Below are 18,077 nucleotides of genomic sequence, written 5' to 3'. Positions count from 1 at the left end.
TTTTTATCTTTAGTATATCAAATAATAGCAAAATATTTATTGATTTGATTACCTGATTAAGCGTAATATATAAGTATAAACGGGAGAGCTAAAAATGATTATAATTTCAAATGATACAGTATATTTAAAAAAGGAATTCACACAAGAAACATATGATCAAGCACTGATACGGGTTGATATGAAGGGGCTTGAATGTGACTGTGGCAGCAATGGTAAACTAGTTAAAATTGGCTATTATCAAAGGTATTATAAAACATCCACGCGAAAAATATGTATTCAAATTCAACGAGTGATGTGTAAACATTGCGGTAGAACACATGCGCTTTTTGTAGAATGTATGGTTCCTTCGTCAATGTTACTAGTAACAACTCAAATTGAATTGTTGCGTTCATATTATAATCATAGACTTGAAGAATTTTTGATGGTATATCCAACCATTGAACGTTCTAATGCTTTTTATGTAGTTAAAAATTATGAAAAAAAATGGTCGAAAATTTTGAAATTAACAGGTCTTTCGTTAATGGATGAAGAAAAGAAGATAATAAAAGTATTTATAAAAAAATATCAAATGCAATTTATGCAGATGAGATCATACTCAAAAATAGTATCTCAATTACGGCTAAGTGAAAAGCTTAGCTAAATTTGATCAATACACATAATTTTTATATTTTAAAGGGCCTAAATTTGTTATACTAATCCTGGGATAAAGAGAGGGGAGTGAGTATAATGAATTATTTTGATATAAAAAATATATTAAGATATAAATTCTTAGTGAAGTACAAGGTTATCTCGGGATAAGGGCTTTAATGCGCTCAAAAACAGATTCAATATGGGATAAAGTTTAAAGTGAGGAGATAAGTGTATTAGACACTAAGTTATTAAAAATGAATAGGGAATTTAGTATTGTGATCTTACCAAAGGATCAAATGATAGAAAAGAATAGTAGAGATAAAAATATATTTATAATGAAACGACTATATGAAATATTTTTATCGATAGGTGCACCAAATCATTTAAACGGATTTGGTTATTTAGTTTCAGCAATAAAACGTTCATGCAGTGATATTGAAATTTTGACAGAAATTACAAAAGAATTATACCCAAGTGTAGCAAGAGAGTATTCTACAACTTCGTCACGGGTGGAACAATCAATCCGACATATAATCAAGGTTATTTGGTCAAACGGTAATCTTGTAGAGTTAGAAAAAATGTTTGGTTATCGAGCTAAACATCGACCTTGTAATTCAGAATTTATTTCAATGGTAACTGATCGACTGTTGTCAGAATATAAAATATATAATGAGTAATTTATAAAAAGAAGTTCATATAAAACTTCTTTTTATCTGCTTTCAAATGCATAACGATTTTTTATTTTGAGTTTATCTGCAATTAAAGCAATAAATTCAGAATTTGTTGGTTTTCCTTTAAGAGAATCTGGGGCGGCCCTAATAATGGTATTAATTTTTCTTTTGTCACCTTGATTCCAACTGTTTTCAATTGCATGACGAATTGCTTTTTCAACTCTTGAGGCTGTCGTACTGTATTGGCGAGCAATATTTGGATAAAGTCTTTTTGTTATTTGACCTAATAATTCGATATCAGAGTATACCATTAAAATAGCAGTTCTTAAATACATGTAGCCTTTCAAGTGAGCCGGAATGCCAACCTGCTTTAGAATTGTTGTAATATTATGTTCAAGTTTAACTTCACTATGATTTGTGGACTGAAGATTATTGACTGCTTCTATCCAAATGTTATTATTGTTTGATAAATGATCAATCAGTTCAGCAGATATTTCTTCATCTTCTTCTAAAATATATATGTAGTATTGTTTCATATTATTCTCCTTCCAAATAATGACAAAAACTATTATATAAAGACAATGATTTTAGTAAAAGGGGAATTGTTATTATTTATTTTCTTTTAGTAAACTAGGTAATAAGATTCATGTTTTTCTAAAATATTTCGCCTTTTTTAGCTAATATTTAACGAATATTTGCTAATACTCACGAATTTTGGTAAATATTTGATTATAAATGGCAATGGTAATGTTGAAGATAAAAATTTAAGATTTTAACAAGTTAGATAAATAAACTTTATGATAAATCTATAATTTTAATTAATTTTATCTTTTCATTTATCATTAGATATGATATATTGTATACAATGAGAGGTGTTAATTATGAAAACAACAACAAATTTACAATTACATCACCATCATTGGATTGCCTAGGGTTTTATCAGTTTATTGATACAACCCATTTTGTGTTAAATATTATTTGGGTGTATCTAATGACAATATTACTTTAGCGAGTCATTAGTGTAATGACTCGTTTTTTTGTAACTAAAGGGGGAAATAAAATGGAAGAATTTAAGTATTTAATACCGGAAGAAAGCATTGACGCAATTATTACTAATGTATCGAAATTACGAGAGATTGAAAATAGTTTAAGAGCTATCTTTGCAAAGAATAACTATAATGAAGTGTTAATGCCATCATTTGAGTATGTTGACTTATATACTCAATTAGATTGTGGTTTTGAACAAGAAAAAATGTTTCAGTACATTAATCATGAAGGTAAAAATGTTGCAATGCGCTGTGATTTTACAATTCCATTAGCACGTTTCTATTCAACAAACAATTATGGTGATGAAGAAGCACGTTATTGTTATTTTGGTAAAGTATACCGTAAGGAAACTATGCATAAAGGACGTTCCAGTGAGTTTTTTCAAGGTGGAGTTGAGTTGATCAACAAGCCTGGAATTGCTGGTGATAAAGAATGTTTAAACATGATTCAAGAGTCTTTACCACATCTTGGATTAAAAAATATTCTTGTAGAAATTGGTTCAGCACGTTTTTTTAATCGCCTATGCACACTGGTTGGTGATAAGGCAGTTGAATTAACAGAAATATTGAAGTATCGGGATATAAGTGAAATGAAAAAGTTTGTTGCCGATAATGAATTTGATGGGCAGTTAAATGAACTATTATTAAAATTGCCGACTGCTTTTGGTGATATCACTTTATTAGATACTGCAATCAAAGGAATAAATGATGAAATATTGTTAAAGGCTTTGGAAAGATTAAAAGAGTTATATAACTCTTTGGATAATAAAGAAAGTATCATTTTTGATTTAGGAATGGTGCCAACAATGAAATACTACACTGGCTTAATGATTAAAGGATATAGTGATAAAAGTGCGCAGCCAATCATTTCTGGGGGAAGATATGATGACTTATTACCAAGATTCAATAAAAATGTCGGTGCAATTGGATTTTGCTACCATATGAATCATATTTTAAAAGCGATTGATAAGCAGGGGGAAGGCAATAATGATTAAAATAGCAATAACTAAAGGTAGAATTGAAAAGCAGGTCTGTAAGTTGTTACAAGAAGCGGGATTTGATATGGAACCAATTTTTAATAAGGATCGGGAATTATTAATTGCAACAAAAGATGGAATTGAAATGATTTTTGGTAAAGCCAATGATGTAGTAACTTTCTTAGAACACGGAATTGTCGATATTGGTTTTGTTGGTAAAGATACATTAGACGATGTTGATTTTGAAGATTATTATGAATTATTGGATTTAAATATAGGTAAATGTTACTTTGCTGTAGCGGCTTATCCAGAGTATCGTAACAAGAAATTTGAACGGCGTAAAAAAATTGCAAGTAAATATACTAAAGTAGCAAAAAAATATTTTGCAACAAAACAAGAAGATGTTGAAATCATTAAATTAGAAGGATCTGTAGAATTGGGACCAATCGTGGGAATCAGTGACGCAATTGTGGATATTGTAGAAACGGGGTCGACTTTAAAAGCAAATGGCTTAGAAGTGATTGAAAAAATTAGTGATATTTCAACTAGATTAGTGGCCAACAAAGTTAGTTTTAAGTTTAAAAAAGATGAAATTATGAATTTGGTTACTAAATTAGAAACTGTTACGGAGGGAAAATAATGTTAAAGATCGTTGATTATAAAGGCAATTTAGAAGCGGTAGCGACTAAATTAGACAGCCGTAAGGAAAGTGTTAATAAGGAAGTAAATGAGGCTGTATTAAAAATTATTGAAGATATTAATGAACGTGGAAATAAAGCATTATATGAGTATTGTTTAAAGTTTGATGGTTATCAAATTAATGATGAAAAAGATTTAATCGTTAGTGAGATAGAAAAAGAAGAAGCATTAAAACAAATAGATGCAGATTATCTACGTATCCTTGAAAGAACTAAAGAACAAATTACTGAATTTCATAAAAATCAAATTGATAAATCATGGTCTTTATTTAAAGATAATGGGGTAATCATGGGACAGATGGTGCGTCCAATTGAACGGGTGGCATTATATGTTCCTGGGGGAACCGCTAGTTATCCTTCTACAGTATTAATGAATGCTGTTCCAGCAAAGTTAGCGGGAGTTAAAGATTTAGTAATTATTACACCGGTAAAAGAAGATGGAAAAGTTAATCCGATTATTATTGCTGCAGCAAAAGTAAGTGGGGTCGATACAATCTATAAATTTGGTGGCGCTCAAGGGGTGGCTGCCATTGCTCATGGTACTGAAACAATAAAGAAAGCCGATAAAATCGTAGGTCCTGGAAATATTTTCGTTGCGACGGCTAAAAAACTTAGTTATGGACTTGTTGATATTGATATGGTTGCAGGCCCAAGTGAGGTATTGGTAATTGCAGATGAGAACGCTAATCCTAAATATATTGCTGCTGATTTAATGAGTCAGGCAGAACACGATAAACTGGCTAGTGCTTTATTAGTTACGACAAGTCGTGATTTAGTGGCTAAAGTAAATGGTGAATTAGTTCGCCAAATGGCTTATTTATCAAGAAGAGATATTATCGAAGAATCCTTGGTTAATTATGGTGGAGCAATCATTGTTGATAATTTGAATGAAGCATTTGATGTTTCCAACTATTTAGCACCAGAACATTTAGAAGTATTAGTAGATAATCCTGTAAATATGTTACCAAAAATTAAAAATGCCGGTTCTATTTTCTTAGGAGAATATTCACCGGAACCATTAGGCGATTATATGAGTGGAACTAACCATGTACTACCAACTGGAGGAACTGCTAAGTTTTATTCGGCATTAGGGGTATATGATTTTGTTAAATATTCATCTTATAGCTATTATCCTAAAAAAGTCTTAGGCGAATTCAAGGAAGATGTAATTAAATTTGCTAAAAGTGAAGGTTTAGATGCCCATGCAAATTCAGTAGCAGTAAGATTTGAGGAGGAATAGTCATGAGAATTGGAAAGATTGAACGTGAAACAAAAGAAACGAAAATTCTTGTGCAATTAGATTTAGATGGAGAAGGTAAAAGTGAAATTAGTACTGGAATCGGATTCTTTGATCATATGTTAACACTATTTGCTTTTCATGGAGGTTTTGATTTAATCGTTAAATGCGAAGGTGACTTAGAAGTTGATACTCATCATACAGTAGAAGATATTGGAATTGCTTTAGGAACTTGTTTAAAAGAAGCGCTTGGCAATAAACTCGGGATTAAAAGATATGGAGCTTTTACTATTCCGATGGATGAAACGCTAGTAACAACCAATTTAGATATTAGTGGGCGTCCTTTCTTAGTTTATAATGTTAATCTAACTTGTGAAAGAATTGGCACATTTGAAACAGAAATGACGGAAGAATTTTTTCGGGCATTGGCATTTAATTCACTGATTACTTTACATATTAATGAACAGTATGGAACTAATAATCATCATATTGTTGAAGCTATATTTAAAAGTTTAGGAAGAGCTTTAAAAGAAGCGGTTAGTATTGATGAAGCTAACAAAGATAAAGTTGTTTCATCAAAAGGAGTCTTATAAAAATCAAGGGGGGATTTAGATGGTAGTAATCATTGACTACAATATTGGTAATTTAAGTAGTGTTATTTCCGCTTTAAAAAGGGTCGGAATTGAAGCTGTAATTACTCGTGACAAAGATATTATTCGCCAAGCTAAAGCAATTGTATTACCTGGAGTAGGGGCTTTTCCGGTAGCTATGAATAATTTAAAAAAGTTTGATTTAATTGATGTTTTAAATGAACGAAAAGATGCTGGAATACCAATTTTGGGAATTTGTTTGGGAATGCAAATTTTATTTGAAAAAGGGTATGAAGTTGAAGAAACTAAAGGATTAGGTTTCCTGGATGGAGAAGTAGTCTTTATGGATATTGATGAAAAGGTTCCTCATATGGGTTGGAATCAATTACATTTCAACCAAAACCATCCAATTTTAAAAAATATTCATGAAAATGATGATGTCTATTTTGTTCATTCTTTTATGGCAACATGCCCAAATGAACAATTAATTGCTTATAGTGATTATGGTAAGACAAATATAACGGCAATTGCGGCTAAAGACAATGTGATTGGTTGCCAGTTCCATCCTGAAAAAAGTGGAGCTGTAGGACAAAAAATATTATTAGCGTTTAAGGAGATGATCGAATGTTAGTTATTCCAGCAATAGATTTAAAAGATGGTCAAGCCGTTAGATTGTTTAAAGGTGATTATAATCAAAAAACAGTATATAGTAATGAACCGGCAAAATTAGCTAAAGCTTTTGAAGAAATGGGCGCTAAATTGCTTCATGTCGTTGATTTAGATGGTGCTAAAGATGGTGAATGTATTAATCTTGAAACAATTAAAAAAATAAAACAAAATACTTCAATGCAAGTAGAACTTGGTGGGGGGATTAGAAATATTGAAACAGTTGCTTTATATTTAGATGAAGTAGGAATAGATCGGGTAATTTTAGGAACTGCTGCAATTAATGATCCAGAGTTTTTAAAAAGTGCTATTAATACCTATGGTCCTGAAAAAATTGTCGTAGGAGTTGATGTTAAAGATGGCTTTGTTTCAACTTCAGGCTGGTTAAAAATCAGTAACGTGCCATACTTGGAGTTTATCAAAGAGTTAGAGAAGTTAGGGGTTAAATACATTGTTGCTACAGATATTAGTAAAGATGGAACATTACAAGGTCCTAACTTTGATATGTATGAACAGATCGCTAGAACTTCTACTATTAACTTTGTTGTTTCAGGGGGCATTAAAGATGCTCAAAATATTAAAGATGTAGCTAGTAAGAACTATTATGCATGTATTGTTGGTAAGGCTTATTATGAGGGTAAAGTAGATCTCAAGGAGGTTATTACATGCTTACAAAACGGATAATACCTTGTTTGGATATAAAAAATGGTAAAGTTGTAAAAGGAATTAATTTTGTAGAATTGAAAGATGTTGGAGATCCCATTGAATTAGCTAAACGTTATGATCAGCAATGTGCTGATGAAGTAGTGTTTTTAGATATTACTGCAAGTTATGAAGAACGTGATATTATTAAAGATATTATTGAACGCGGGGCTAGTGAATTAACGATTCCTCTAGCTGTTGGCGGGGGAATCCGGACGCTTGATGATTTTCGAACGATCTTAGCTAGTGGAGCAGATAAAGTATCTGTTAATTCGGCAGCTATTGCAAACCCTGATTTAATAAAAGCGGCTGCTGATGAATTTGGGGTACAGTGTGTAGTCGTTGCAATCGATGCTAAAAAACGTGATGATGACGGTTATGATGTTTATGTAAAAGGTGGCCGTGAAAATACTGGAATTGATTTAATAGAATGGGTAACTAAATGTGAAGAATTGGGTGCTGGGGAAATTCTATTGACTTCAATGGATGCAGATGGAACCAAAGCGGGTTATGATATTGAAATGATCAATGCGGTATGTAATGCTGTTGATATCCCAGTAATTGCAAGTGGTGGTTGTGGCAGTATTCAAGATATTGTAGATGTCTTTAAAAAAACAAATTGTGATGCAGCTTTAGTGGCTTCATTATTTCATTTTGGTGAAGCAACTGTTGAAGATGTCCGCAGAGAATTAAGAAAACATGATATAAATGTAAGGAGAGCAATGTAATGAAACCAGATTTTACAAAAATGGAGTTGATTCCTGCTATTGTTCAGGACTATAAAACAAATGAAGTTTTGATGTTAGCTTATGTCAACGAAGAAGCATATCAAAGAATGTTAGAAACAAATCAAACTTGTTTTTTTTCAAGAAGTAGGAATGAACTATGGCATAAAGGTGAAACATCAGGTCATTTTCAAAATATTAAAGGGATGTATTTAGATTGTGATTTAGATACACTGTTAATTTTTGTTGAACAAATTGGAGCAGCATGTCACACTGGAGCGTACTCTTGTTTCTTTAATGAAATAATGGCTTATGATAATACTAATATTTTTAGAAGTCTATCAAATCTAATTGAAAATCGGAAACAAAACCCAGTTGAAAAATCATATACTAATTACTTATTAGATCAAGGTGTTGATAAAATTTGTAAAAAAGTAGGTGAAGAAGCAAGTGAAACGATTATCGCGGCTAAAAATGATGATAAGGAAGAATTAATCGGTGAAATCAGTGATTTATTTTATCATGTTTTTGTTTTAATGAATAATCAAGGGGTAACACTTGACGATATTGAAAATAAGTTAAAAGATCGTCATAAAATAACTGGAAATAAGAAAGATTTTCATACTAAAGGAGACTATTAAAATGCGTTCCATTGACTATCATATGCACACTAGATTTTCAGGTGATAGTGAGGCTGATCCGCGTGAACATGTAATTCAAGCAATTAAAATGGGACTAGATGAGATTTGTTTTACTGATCATCGTGATTTCGATTACCCAATTGATGTTTTTGATCTAGATGTCGAAGGTTATTATCAAACAATTATGGCTTTAAAAAAAGAATTTGCAGATAAAATTATAATAAAATGGGGCATTGAAATAGGTCTAGATATGAATCATCAATTAGAGATTAATAATTTGATTAACCAGTATCCTTTTGATTTTGTAATTGGCTCAATTCATGTAATTGATCATACTGAATTTTATTATGGGGATTTTTTTAAAAATCTAAATAAAGAGCAAGCTCATCAGGCTTTCTTTGAAGAAACGCTAAGGTGCGTTAAAAATTTTGACTGTTTTAATGTTTTAGGACATTTAGATTACATTATGCGATACGGGCCTTATGAAGATAAAAAAGTTGAACATAAGAAATATCAGAATATAATTGATGAAATATTTAAAAATTTGATTATTAAAAATAAGGGGATTGAGGTAAATACTTCTGGATATGCAGTTAATCAGACTTGCGGCTTTCCAAATTTTGAACAAGTTCAACGTTATTATGATTTAGGAGGTCGTATTATTACTATTGGTACAGATAGTCATACAAGTGATCGAGTTGGTCAGTATGTCAATGACGTTAAAGAAAATTTAATTAAAATCGGCTTTGAGGATGTTAGTACATTTACAGGGCGTTTAAAGGATTAGATAGCAAAAATCTAATCTTTTTAATTTATTATCATAATCATTAATCATTTATGGTATAATGGATAATATATTTGGAGGTAAAAATATGGAATTATACAACAAGGAAACATTAAAAGCATTGAAAGAAAGTGTCGATGATAGTACTTATTATCTGCCAAAAGCTTTATTTCAAGGCAGTAAATTTGGAAATATTCGTTTAGAAACAAAACTAGCATATGCTGCTTTACTAGATACATTATTAAGAAAGCCTGTTTTTAATCAAGAAAATATTGCTTTGTTAAAAATAGATAATCCAGTAATTGCTCAAACTTTGGCAGCGATGGCAAATAAAGAGGTAAATCAGGCAAAAGTAGCTAAATACCTAGATGAACTAATAGAAGCTAATTTAATCGAGATTAATAAACAAGACATTTATATTTATCATATTGATTAATGTTTAAATTTATATCTAAAAAAATCATTAAGAATTATAATGATTATAATAACCCTAAAGTAAGAGAACAGTATGGCATGCTTTGTTCAATCGTTTCGATTGCCTGCAATATTGTTTTAGTAATTTTTAAACTTACAATGGGGGCTATTACTCATAGTATTGCCATTCAGGCTGATGGGTTGAATAACCTTTCAGATGTTGGTAGTAATTTAGCTTCATTATTTGGTTTTAAATTAGCTAATCGTCATCCTGATTCAGAGCATCCTTATGGTCATGGTAGAATTGAATATGTAGCTGGTCTAATAATCGCTTTTTTAATTTTATTAGTTGGTTTTCAAGCTTTAAAAGATTCTATTTTTAAGATCATTGCTCCTGAAAAAGTAACTTTTACAATCGTAGCTGTAGTTATTTTAATTGTTTCAATTTTAATTAAATTATGGATGGCAATGTTTAATCGAACGGTTTCTAAAAATATTAATTCTGCTACCTTAATGGCTGCCAGTCAAGATAGTTTAAACGATGTGATGGCGACATCAGCGACTTTAATTTCATTAATTTTATCCCTTTATACTGATTTACCAGTAGATGGGATAATGGGAGCTGTTGTATCAATTATTGTTTTAAAAGCAGGAATTGATATCTTTAAAGATACTGTTGATCCTTTATTGGGGATGGCACCTGATAAGGAATTGATTAATGAAATCGAAGAATATATTCTTTCTTATCCAGAAGCTTTAGGAATCCATGATTTAATGATGCACGATTATGGACCGGGTAGAAAATTTTTAACTTTGCATGTTGAAGTTGATTGTAATGATAATATTATGGCAGTTCATGATGCGATGGACTTGATTGAGCGTTCAATGTTGGAGAAATATCATATCCTGACAACGATTCATATGGATCCAGTAGACACAAATGATGCTCTAACAAATGAATTAAAACAAGTAGTCTTAGGAGTTGTCAAAGGAATTAACAAAGAATACAGTATTCACGATTTTAGAATTGTTACTGGACCAACACATACAAATTTAATTTTTGACGTTATGATTCCTTCAAATGATGAAATTAAACATAAAGTTTTAAAAGAAGAAATCAATACGAAACTACGTGCAATTAACCCTAATTACTATACGGTTATGCAAATTGAACATAGTTTTATTTAAAAAAGAGCCACTGCAGTTTATCTGCAGCGGCTCTTTATGCTCTAAAGATTACCTCTTCTTTTTCATACATCATTTTAGCTGCAATCATTGAAACAATTACATAAACGATTGACCAGCCAATTGTCATATATAGATGAACATAATTTAATTGATTGAATATAATTTCTTTAATAACGATTACAACATTGAGAATTGGGATATTCATCATCGCCATTGAAACTGAACTTGGCTCCATATACATTGTAATTACTGAAAGTAACACCGGAATAAGGGTTACAGGAGTTAAATACGTATTAGCTTCTTTTAAAGAACGAGCATATGTTGAAACTAATAACATCACTGCAGAAATAAAGATTACATATAATACTGCTAATAATACGATTAACAGCATGCTTTGAAGTGATAAATCGATAGTGATGGCCATCGTATCACTCATTCCAAATTTAAAAGCAAGCAGTAAACCGACTGCTGATAAAATTGAAGTAATGCTACCAAAAGTTGCAGTGACAATCAGTTTACCAATTAAAATAGAACTTCTAGAAATACTTGTTGAAAGTAATGGTTCTAAAGTTCCCCGTTCTTTTTCACCAGCACCTAAATCGGTTGCAATAGGTACGATTCCTGAACCAGAATAACCAATGATCATCATAGGAATTAACATTCCTAGCATCATTAAGGACATACTATCAGCTTCTTCGTCTTTAGCATGTTCATTATAAGTAAATGGTTGTAAAACTTTACTTGATAAATGATTTGCTTCTAAATATGATGCTAAATAACTATTTTGATAAGTACTGAACATTGTTTGAACAGTACTTATAGCAGTCATTGCACGTTGCGAGGTTGTATCATAATATAGGTCAACTTCAGGTGTACTTCCTTGTGTTAATGATTCATTAATATCATTAGCGATGATGTAAGCTACGATTTTCCCATCATAAGCTTCGTTAATAGGGTCTTTGCTATTAACAAGTTCGTAAATACCCGCTTCTTTAAAAAGAGCAGTGATTTCCGGATTATTTGTTTCTAAAACAATTTTATATTTATTATCTTCGCTTGGTGATGCCATATCACCAATTGATGAAAAGATAAAGGTAAACAATAGGGGCATGACTATGATTGGGATAACGAAAGTCATTAGTAATGTTTTACGATCACGTAAAATATCTTTAAATTCTTTTTTTACAATTGTCATAATATTATTCATGATCATTACCTCCAATACATTCAATAAATAAATCCTCAAGATTATCTTGTTGATATTCCTTTTTTAATTGTTCAATCGTGCCGCTGGCAACAATTTTTCCTTTATGAATTATGATAACGCGATCACATAGTTTTTCAGTTTCATACATATTATGACTAGAAAAAACAATAGCTTTATTTTCTTGCTTACATTTTAAGATAAAGTCATGAATTAATTTACTTGATAAAACATCTAATCCTGTAGTTGGTTCATCAAATAACATAACATCAGGATGATGAATGATACTTCTTGCTAATGATACTTTCTGTTTCATCCCCCGACTATACTTACCAACAGGACGATCAATATATTCTACCATTTCTAAATCTTGAGCAATTTGATCAACTGCTTGTTTAGCTTCTTGATCACTCATCCCGTTTAGTTTAGCAAAATATGTCATATTTTCTCGTCCTGATAAACGATCATATAAAGCAACATCACCACCAAATAAAATACCGATATGTTCTCTAATTTTACTAGGATTATCAATAATATTATAATTATCAATATAAGCGTTACCGCTAGTTGGCTTTAACATTGTTGCTACCATTCTTAATGTTGTTGTTTTACCGGCTCCATTTTCTCCTAATAGACCGATAATTTCTCCAGCGTTGACTTCGAAAGATACATTTTCAACAGCATTAATTTTTTTAAATGTCTTTGTTAAGTTTTCTACTTTTAACATGTTCTTCCCCTCCATTAATTATCATCATCTTGATGATAATGGTTATAAATTACTTTGATTACATAGGTGATAAAGATAATGATGTAAAAGGAAGTGAAAATTAGTTCACAGCCTAATACGGATAATTGATTGTCTATGATTAAAGGTTTTCCATTGATAATTAAAAATAGATATAAACCAAAAAAACCAAATCCATAAAGACCAAAAAATATAAATAATAAACGATACCGGGCCTTTGTTAGAGGATATATTTCATAGTAGATCATTAAAATAAAACAATAAGTAATACTAATGAACAAAGCAATTAAATATTCCCAATCACCAATCATTAGGTCAATATTAAATATCTCTTTAATAAAAAATATTGCAATAATAATAAAACTCAATACTGAAAAACTCTTAAAATAGATATTTCCTCTAATTTTCAATTGTCGTTCATCGAGTCGGCATTTAAATAATGACTTAAATTTCTTCATCAAGAATATCCTCCCAAAATAATTCATCCAACGATTTATTTAAAACTTTACAAATTTTAATACAAAGTTTAACTGTTGGATTATAATCTCCTTTTTCAATCGCATTCATTGTTTGACGTGATACCCCAACAGCATCTGCTAAATCTTTTTGGGTCATATCCAGTGCAGCTCGAGCTGCTTTTATCCTTAGATTTTTAGACATCTCATCACCTCAAGATAATAGTAGTGTATATTTTAATAAATGTCAAATATATATTACATTTTGTAATTAATATTTATGATTATAATATAAATATAAACATCCTCGGATTATAATGATAATGAAAATACAAGCTACGATTCCAAGCAATAAGTCAAAACTGTAGAGTGGGGCAATCACAGAAACCAATGCCATTGTAATAATCTCAAAGGTAAAAGAAAAATTTCCCCCAACCTTGTCAGCAATAAATAATTTACGTTCATCATGATCATTTATATATTTTTCAATTAACTTTACTTCATTTTTAGCTAAAAAGAAGTTAGAAATTAGATTAATGCACGGAAAAACAAATAAAGCAAAAGAAAGTCCTGTTTGATATCCATGTACAAAGTCAATGTAATGTTCGTTATTTGAATTAATAGTTAAAACATTAGTTAAGGACAAGATGATTAAAGTTAAAGCAGATATCATTAAAGTAATCATCCAGTAATTAGTTTTTTTCAAGTCTTCACGTGCTAGAACAATTCTTTTATCCATTATTTAGTTCCTCCTCAAAATCAAATATTTCTTCAATTGTCAAGTTAAAATATTTTGCAATTTTATAAGCTAAAATTAATGAAGCTGTGTATTTGCCTACTTCAATTGAAGTAATTGTCTGTCGGGTTACCCCGACAGACCTTGCTAGTTCTTCTTGAGAAATTTTATAGGCTTTTCTAAGTTCAGGAATTTTAGTTTTCATTATAACACTCCTATCTTTGCAAAGTACACTTTACAATTAAAGTATAGTTTGCTTTGCAATATATGTCAAGCTAACTTTGCAAAATAAAAACCTGCTAAAGATTAAAATTCTTTAACAGGATATTTTTCAGCATTTTTTATAAGTTTTTTTTCAATAATTGTACTTACATCAAGATTTAGTGAGTATGCCAGTTGAAAACAATATATCATTACATCGGCAAGTTCTTCACTAATATTTTCTGTTTTGTAATCATTATCCCACTGAATACATTCAAGTAATTCCCCAGCTTCAATAGAAATACTTTTAATTAGACATTCGGGATGTTCTAATTGATCCCAACCACGTTTTTGAACAAATTCAATAATTTTATTTTCAAGCTCTTTCATAAACATCTCCTTTTTTATAATTATATGAACTATTGATAGATAATCAAGTAAAATGAATAAATGTCGATACAAACGGGAATAAATTTAGATATAAAAAAGACAGGAAAATAATGCATAGTAAAAAAGTAGGAAATAATTAAAAAATACTCTTGACTTTTAAAATAGATTTAGTTAATATATTGCCAACGACAATGAAAAGAAGAGTAGTTCACTTGAACTTTATAGAGAATCCTTGGATGGTGGAAAAGGATAGGGGATAATGAATGAAGATGGTCTTGGAGTCTTGTAGGCGATATTTAGCCTATGACGGGTGTGCCCGTTAGCGCACTAGAGTATGATTGTACTCGAAGAGGTTATTGCTGTGAGGTAATAATGAATTAAGGTGGTAACACGGGCAATGCTCGTCCTTTGGCTTAAAGGACGAGTTTTTATATTTTAAGGAGGATTTTATGATTGAAATTAAGCGCGTTAGTAAAGTTTATCGATTAAAGGATCGTGAAGTAGTTGCTGTAGATGATGTTTCTTTAACTATCGAAGATGGCGATATTTATGGAATAATTGGTTATAGCGGAGCTGGTAAATCTACATTAGTGCGTCTAATTAACCAATTAGAGGTACAAGATAGTGGTAAAATATTTATTGATGGACAAGATTTAGGGAATTTATCACAAATAGAATTAAGAAAATTGAGAACTAAAGTAGGAATGATTTTTCAGCATTTTAATTTATTGTGGTCACGAACAGTAAGTGAAAATATTGAATTAGCTTTAGAAATTGCTGGTAATAAAGATAAAAGGATTCGTCAGCAAAAGGTTCAAGAACTAGTAGAGCTAGTTGGTTTAACAGGTCGTGAGAATGCTTATCCTAGCGAATTATCAGGTGGACAAAAGCAACGGGTGGGGATCGCGCGAGCTCTTGCTAATGATCCTAGAATCTTATTATGCGATGAGGCTACTAGTGCATTAGATCCCGATACGACAAAATCGATTTTAGAATTATTATTAAAAATAAATAAGAAATTAAATATTACGATCATTATGATCACACATCAAATGGAAGTAGTCCAAAGAATCTGTAATCATATTGCAGTTATGTCAGAAGGAAAAGTTATCGAAGAAGGAACTGTTAAAGAGATTTTTACTTCGCCGCAACATTCAGTAACTAAAAGTTTTATTCAAGAAGGAAAAAATCATAATGAATTTGATGAGACTGTTCTAAAGAAAATTTATTCTAAAGGACGATTATTGAAAGTAGTGTTTGATGAAAATGTTAGTCGTTTGCCAATTTTGACTAAAGTAATTAGAGAATGTGATAGTGATATAAATGTAATTGAAGCTAATTTAAGCAATACTATCGATAGTTCATTTGGGATTATGATTTTGCAAGTAATCGGTGATTATGAAAAAGTAATAACTTTATTTGAAAAATATTTAGCTAAAGTGGAGGTGATGTAGATGCGAAGTATTTTAGAAAACATTGATATCAATGCGATGATAGCAGCTCTAAATGAAACGCTCTTTATGACATTGATTTCATTGATTTTTGCGGTAATTCTTGGAATGGTCTTGGGAATTGCTATATATTTAACTCAAGATGATGGACTGTATCCTAATTTGATCGTTAATAAAATTTTAAATTTGATCGTTAATGTATTTAGAGCGGTACCATATATTATTTTAGTATTTTTGCTAATTCCATTGACTACATTTTTGGTTGGTTCAATGTTAGGTGCTAAGGCAGCATTACCGTCATTGATTTTATCAAGTGCACCATTTTATGGACGGATGGTCATGATTGCTTTAAATGAAGTTGATGGTGGAACGATTGAAGCAAGTAAAGCAATGGGGGCAAGTAATGTTCAAATCATTACTAAGGTTTTAATTCCAGAAGCTAAACCAGCTTTGATTTCTTCGATTACAGTTATGTCCATTTCATTAGTTGGTTATACAGCAATGGCAGGTGCCATAGGAGCTGGTGGTCTTGGGAATCTGGCATATCTATATGGGTTTGTAAGAACTAACAATTATGTAATGTATACAGCCACATTTTTAATTTTAGTTATTGTTTTTATTATTCAATTTATTGGTGATTATTTTGTAAGGAAAATAGATAAAAGGTAGGGAAATATTATGAAAAAATTATTTATCGGAATTATTAGTTTATTATTAGCAGTTACACTAACTGCATGTGGTGGAAAAACAGAACGTGATGATAAAACATTATTAGTGGCTGCAACCTCAAAGCCACATGGTGATATTTTGGAAGAAGCTAAGAACATTTTAAAGGATGATTATGATATTGATCTAGAGATAAAAATTTTAGATGACTATTATATTTTTAATCGCTCTTTAAATGATGGTGATGTAGATGCAAACTTTTTCCAACATGTCCCATTTTTTGAAAAGGATATTAAGGATAATAAATATGATCTAGTTAATGCTGGTGGAGTGCATATTGAACCATTTGGTTTTTATTCAAAACAAATTAAAAATATTAATGAATTAAAGAAAAATGATATTGTTGTTATTTCTAATTCTGTTGCTGATCATGGACGAATTCTAGCTATTTTAGATGAAGCAGGGATCATTGAATTAGATGATAAAGTGAAAGTGCAAGATGCAACGATTGAAGATATTAAGACTAATCGATTAAATTTGGAATTCAAGGAAATTAAACCAGAATTGCTAACTAATGCGTATAAAAATGATGAAGGTGCATTAATCGCAATCAATGGGAATTATGCAATTGATGCTGGCTTGAATCCAACTAAAGATGCGATTCTTTTAGAATCAGCAGATGAAAGTAATCCATATGTTAATATCGTGGCGTGTCAAAAGGGACATGAAAATGATAAAAAAATCAAAGCTTTAGTAGCAGTATTACAATCTCAAAAAATTAAAGATTTTATTACCAATACGTATAGTGATGGATCAGTGATTCCGGTTAAATAAAGATGCTTAGGCATCTTTTTTTATTATGGCGATTGCGTAGATACAGAAAATAACATATAATTTTTAAAGTTAGGAGGTTTTACCAATGTTATGTAGAGATTATTTGTATCAAGAAGTAGAGGTTCTCATTGATCGTCCATTAGGTTCTCAGCATCCTCAATACGGCTTCATATATCCTCTTAATTATGGTTTCATTGAAAACACAGTTAGCGGAGATGGAGAAGAACTTGATGCTTATTTGCTTGGTGTCTTTGAGCCGGTAGAAAGATATCGTGGGGTAGTTATTGCAGTTATCCAGCGGACTAATGATAATGATGATAAATTGATTGTTGTTCCTCATAATGTTGATTATAGTGATGAACAGATTAGAGCCTTAACAGAGTTTCAAGAGAGATATTTCAATTCAGTTATTCTAAGATAAAGGAG

25 protein-coding genes and 1 other annotated feature are annotated in these 18,077 nt (G+C 30.8%); of the genes, 17 read left to right on the top strand and 8 right to left on the bottom strand.

The annotated features are described in order from the left end of the window. The first annotated feature begins 94 nt into the window (after positions 1 to 94). Together EYR00_RS09045 and EYR00_RS09040 are read left to right on the top strand one after the other, a co-directional pair. On the top strand, positions 95 to 640 hold the full coding sequence (locus EYR00_RS09045; RefSeq protein WP_003537377.1) for a DUF6431 domain-containing protein: 546 nt from the start codon (positions 95 to 97) through the stop codon (positions 638 to 640). A gap of 265 nt (positions 641 to 905) precedes the next feature. Continuing rightward, on the top strand, positions 906 to 1,307 hold the full coding sequence (locus tag EYR00_RS09040; protein WP_224209009.1) for a sporulation initiation factor Spo0A C-terminal domain-containing protein: 402 nt from the start codon (positions 906 to 908) through the stop codon (positions 1,305 to 1,307). Between the two features lie 32 nt (positions 1,308 to 1,339). Here EYR00_RS09040 and EYR00_RS09035 read toward each other — a convergent pair whose 3' ends face one another. Continuing rightward, positions 1,340 to 1,837, bottom strand: a complete 498-nt coding sequence (locus EYR00_RS09035; protein WP_003537379.1) for a sporulation initiation factor Spo0A C-terminal domain-containing protein — start codon at positions 1,835 to 1,837, stop codon at positions 1,340 to 1,342. A gap of 524 nt (positions 1,838 to 2,361) precedes the next feature. On the opposite strand from EYR00_RS09035, the gene EYR00_RS09030 reads away from it, so the two are divergent. The 11 genes from EYR00_RS09030 (at position 2,362) to EYR00_RS08980 (ending at position 10,969) form a co-directional block, all read left to right on the top strand. Then, entirely contained in the window at positions 2,362 to 3,342 is a 981-nt protein-coding gene (locus tag EYR00_RS09030; protein WP_009009018.1) for an ATP phosphoribosyltransferase regulatory subunit, read from the top strand. Then, positions 3,335 to 3,964: an ATP phosphoribosyltransferase gene (hisG, locus tag EYR00_RS09025; RefSeq protein ID WP_003537391.1), complete on the top strand. Its 630-nt coding sequence runs from the start codon at positions 3,335 to 3,337 to the stop codon at positions 3,962 to 3,964. Before EYR00_RS09030 ends, hisG begins: the two co-directional genes overlap by 8 nt. Next, positions 3,964 to 5,262: a histidinol dehydrogenase gene (gene hisD / locus EYR00_RS09020; protein WP_003537393.1), complete on the top strand. Its 1,299-nt coding sequence runs from the start codon at positions 3,964 to 3,966 to the stop codon at positions 5,260 to 5,262. The genes hisG and hisD overlap by 1 nt, the downstream gene beginning before the upstream one ends. A gap of 2 nt (positions 5,263 to 5,264) precedes the next feature. Next, positions 5,265 to 5,852, top strand: coding sequence for an imidazoleglycerol-phosphate dehydratase HisB (gene hisB, locus EYR00_RS09015; protein WP_003537394.1), 588 nt, complete (start codon positions 5,265 to 5,267; stop codon positions 5,850 to 5,852). A 19-nt stretch (positions 5,853 to 5,871) separates the two neighbouring features. Beyond that, positions 5,872 to 6,480: an imidazole glycerol phosphate synthase subunit HisH gene (hisH, locus tag EYR00_RS09010; protein ID WP_003537396.1), complete on the top strand. Its 609-nt coding sequence runs from the start codon at positions 5,872 to 5,874 to the stop codon at positions 6,478 to 6,480. After that, complete coding sequence (gene hisA, locus EYR00_RS09005; RefSeq protein ID WP_003537397.1) at positions 6,474 to 7,199, top strand: 1-(5-phosphoribosyl)-5-[(5-phosphoribosylamino)methylideneamino]imidazole-4-carboxamide isomerase; 726 nt, start codon at positions 6,474 to 6,476, stop codon at positions 7,197 to 7,199. The genes hisH and hisA overlap by 7 nt, the downstream gene beginning before the upstream one ends. After that, entirely contained in the window at positions 7,181 to 7,945 is a 765-nt protein-coding gene (gene hisF / locus EYR00_RS09000) for an imidazole glycerol phosphate synthase subunit HisF (protein WP_003537398.1), read from the top strand. The genes hisA and hisF overlap by 19 nt, the downstream gene beginning before the upstream one ends. Continuing rightward, positions 7,945 to 8,583, top strand: coding sequence for a bifunctional phosphoribosyl-AMP cyclohydrolase/phosphoribosyl-ATP diphosphatase HisIE (hisIE, locus tag EYR00_RS08995; RefSeq protein ID WP_003537400.1), 639 nt, complete (start codon positions 7,945 to 7,947; stop codon positions 8,581 to 8,583). The genes hisF and hisIE overlap by 1 nt, the downstream gene beginning before the upstream one ends. A 1-nt stretch (position 8,584) precedes the next feature. Next, complete coding sequence (locus EYR00_RS08990; RefSeq protein WP_008791513.1) at positions 8,585 to 9,370, top strand: histidinol-phosphatase HisJ family protein; 786 nt, start codon at positions 8,585 to 8,587, stop codon at positions 9,368 to 9,370. Positions 9,371 to 9,455: 85 nt separating this feature from the next. Beyond that, a complete protein-coding gene (locus EYR00_RS08985; protein WP_008791514.1) occupies positions 9,456 to 9,803 on the top strand; it encodes a hypothetical protein in 348 nt (115 codons plus the stop codon). Beyond that, positions 9,803 to 10,969 (top strand): cation diffusion facilitator family transporter, encoded by a 1,167-nt coding sequence (locus EYR00_RS08980; protein WP_003537412.1) that lies wholly within the window; start codon positions 9,803 to 9,805, stop codon positions 10,967 to 10,969. The genes EYR00_RS08985 and EYR00_RS08980 overlap by 1 nt, the downstream gene beginning before the upstream one ends. Before the next feature lie 34 nt (positions 10,970 to 11,003). Here EYR00_RS08980 and EYR00_RS08975 read toward each other — a convergent pair whose 3' ends face one another. The 7 genes from EYR00_RS08975 to EYR00_RS08945 form a co-directional block, all read right to left on the bottom strand. Further along, positions 11,004 to 12,176 carry an ABC transporter permease gene (locus tag EYR00_RS08975; RefSeq protein WP_003537413.1) on the bottom strand — a complete coding sequence of 391 codons (1,173 nt, stop codon included), beginning with the start codon at positions 12,174 to 12,176 and terminating at the stop codon, positions 11,004 to 11,006. Then, positions 12,169 to 12,900 (bottom strand): ABC transporter ATP-binding protein, encoded by a 732-nt coding sequence (locus EYR00_RS08970; RefSeq protein WP_008791516.1) that lies wholly within the window; start codon positions 12,898 to 12,900, stop codon positions 12,169 to 12,171. Before EYR00_RS08970 ends, EYR00_RS08975 begins: the two co-directional genes overlap by 8 nt. A 14-nt stretch (positions 12,901 to 12,914) precedes the next feature. After that, positions 12,915 to 13,376 (bottom strand): hypothetical protein, encoded by a 462-nt coding sequence (locus EYR00_RS08965; protein WP_003537415.1) that lies wholly within the window; start codon positions 13,374 to 13,376, stop codon positions 12,915 to 12,917. Continuing rightward, a complete protein-coding gene (locus tag EYR00_RS08960) occupies positions 13,363 to 13,578 on the bottom strand; it encodes a helix-turn-helix transcriptional regulator (RefSeq protein ID WP_003537416.1) in 216 nt (71 codons plus the stop codon). Before EYR00_RS08960 ends, EYR00_RS08965 begins: the two co-directional genes overlap by 14 nt. Before the next feature lie 66 nt (positions 13,579 to 13,644). After that, the gene (locus EYR00_RS08955) at positions 13,645 to 14,112 is read right to left on the bottom strand and encodes a hypothetical protein (RefSeq protein ID WP_003537417.1); all 468 of its coding nucleotides are present in this window, start codon (positions 14,110 to 14,112) and stop codon (positions 13,645 to 13,647) included. Further along, complete coding sequence (locus EYR00_RS08950; RefSeq protein WP_003537418.1) at positions 14,105 to 14,314, bottom strand: helix-turn-helix transcriptional regulator; 210 nt, start codon at positions 14,312 to 14,314, stop codon at positions 14,105 to 14,107. Before EYR00_RS08950 ends, EYR00_RS08955 begins: the two co-directional genes overlap by 8 nt. A 101-nt stretch (positions 14,315 to 14,415) precedes the next feature. Continuing rightward, entirely contained in the window at positions 14,416 to 14,706 is a 291-nt protein-coding gene (locus EYR00_RS08945) for a nucleotide pyrophosphohydrolase (protein ID WP_003537419.1), read from the bottom strand. 176 nt (positions 14,707 to 14,882) lie between these two features. Beyond that, positions 14,883 to 15,112, top strand: a binding site (T-box leader). A 37-nt stretch (positions 15,113 to 15,149) separates the two neighbouring features. On the opposite strand from EYR00_RS08945, the gene EYR00_RS08940 reads away from it, so the two are divergent. The 4 genes from EYR00_RS08940 (at position 15,150) to EYR00_RS08925 (ending at position 18,072) form a co-directional block, all read left to right on the top strand. Next, positions 15,150 to 16,154 carry a methionine ABC transporter ATP-binding protein gene (locus EYR00_RS08940; protein ID WP_003537420.1) on the top strand — a complete coding sequence of 335 codons (1,005 nt, stop codon included), beginning with the start codon at positions 15,150 to 15,152 and terminating at the stop codon, positions 16,152 to 16,154. Further along, positions 16,155 to 16,820, top strand: a complete 666-nt coding sequence (locus EYR00_RS08935) for a methionine ABC transporter permease (protein WP_003537421.1) — start codon at positions 16,155 to 16,157, stop codon at positions 16,818 to 16,820. It begins immediately after the preceding gene. A 9-nt stretch (positions 16,821 to 16,829) separates the two neighbouring features. Next, a complete protein-coding gene (locus EYR00_RS08930; protein WP_003537424.1) occupies positions 16,830 to 17,651 on the top strand; it encodes a MetQ/NlpA family ABC transporter substrate-binding protein in 822 nt (273 codons plus the stop codon). An 85-nt stretch (positions 17,652 to 17,736) separates the two neighbouring features. Continuing rightward, positions 17,737 to 18,072: an inorganic diphosphatase gene (locus EYR00_RS08925; RefSeq protein WP_003537426.1), complete on the top strand. Its 336-nt coding sequence runs from the start codon at positions 17,737 to 17,739 to the stop codon at positions 18,070 to 18,072. The last annotated feature ends 5 nt before the right edge of the window (positions 18,073 to 18,077 follow it).

The organism is Thomasclavelia ramosa DSM 1402 (assembly GCF_014131695.1).
GTDB classification, from domain to species: Bacteria; Bacillota_I; Bacilli_A; order Erysipelotrichales; family Coprobacillaceae; genus Thomasclavelia; species Thomasclavelia ramosa.
This window is presented reverse-complemented; position numbering and strand designations above follow the sequence as displayed.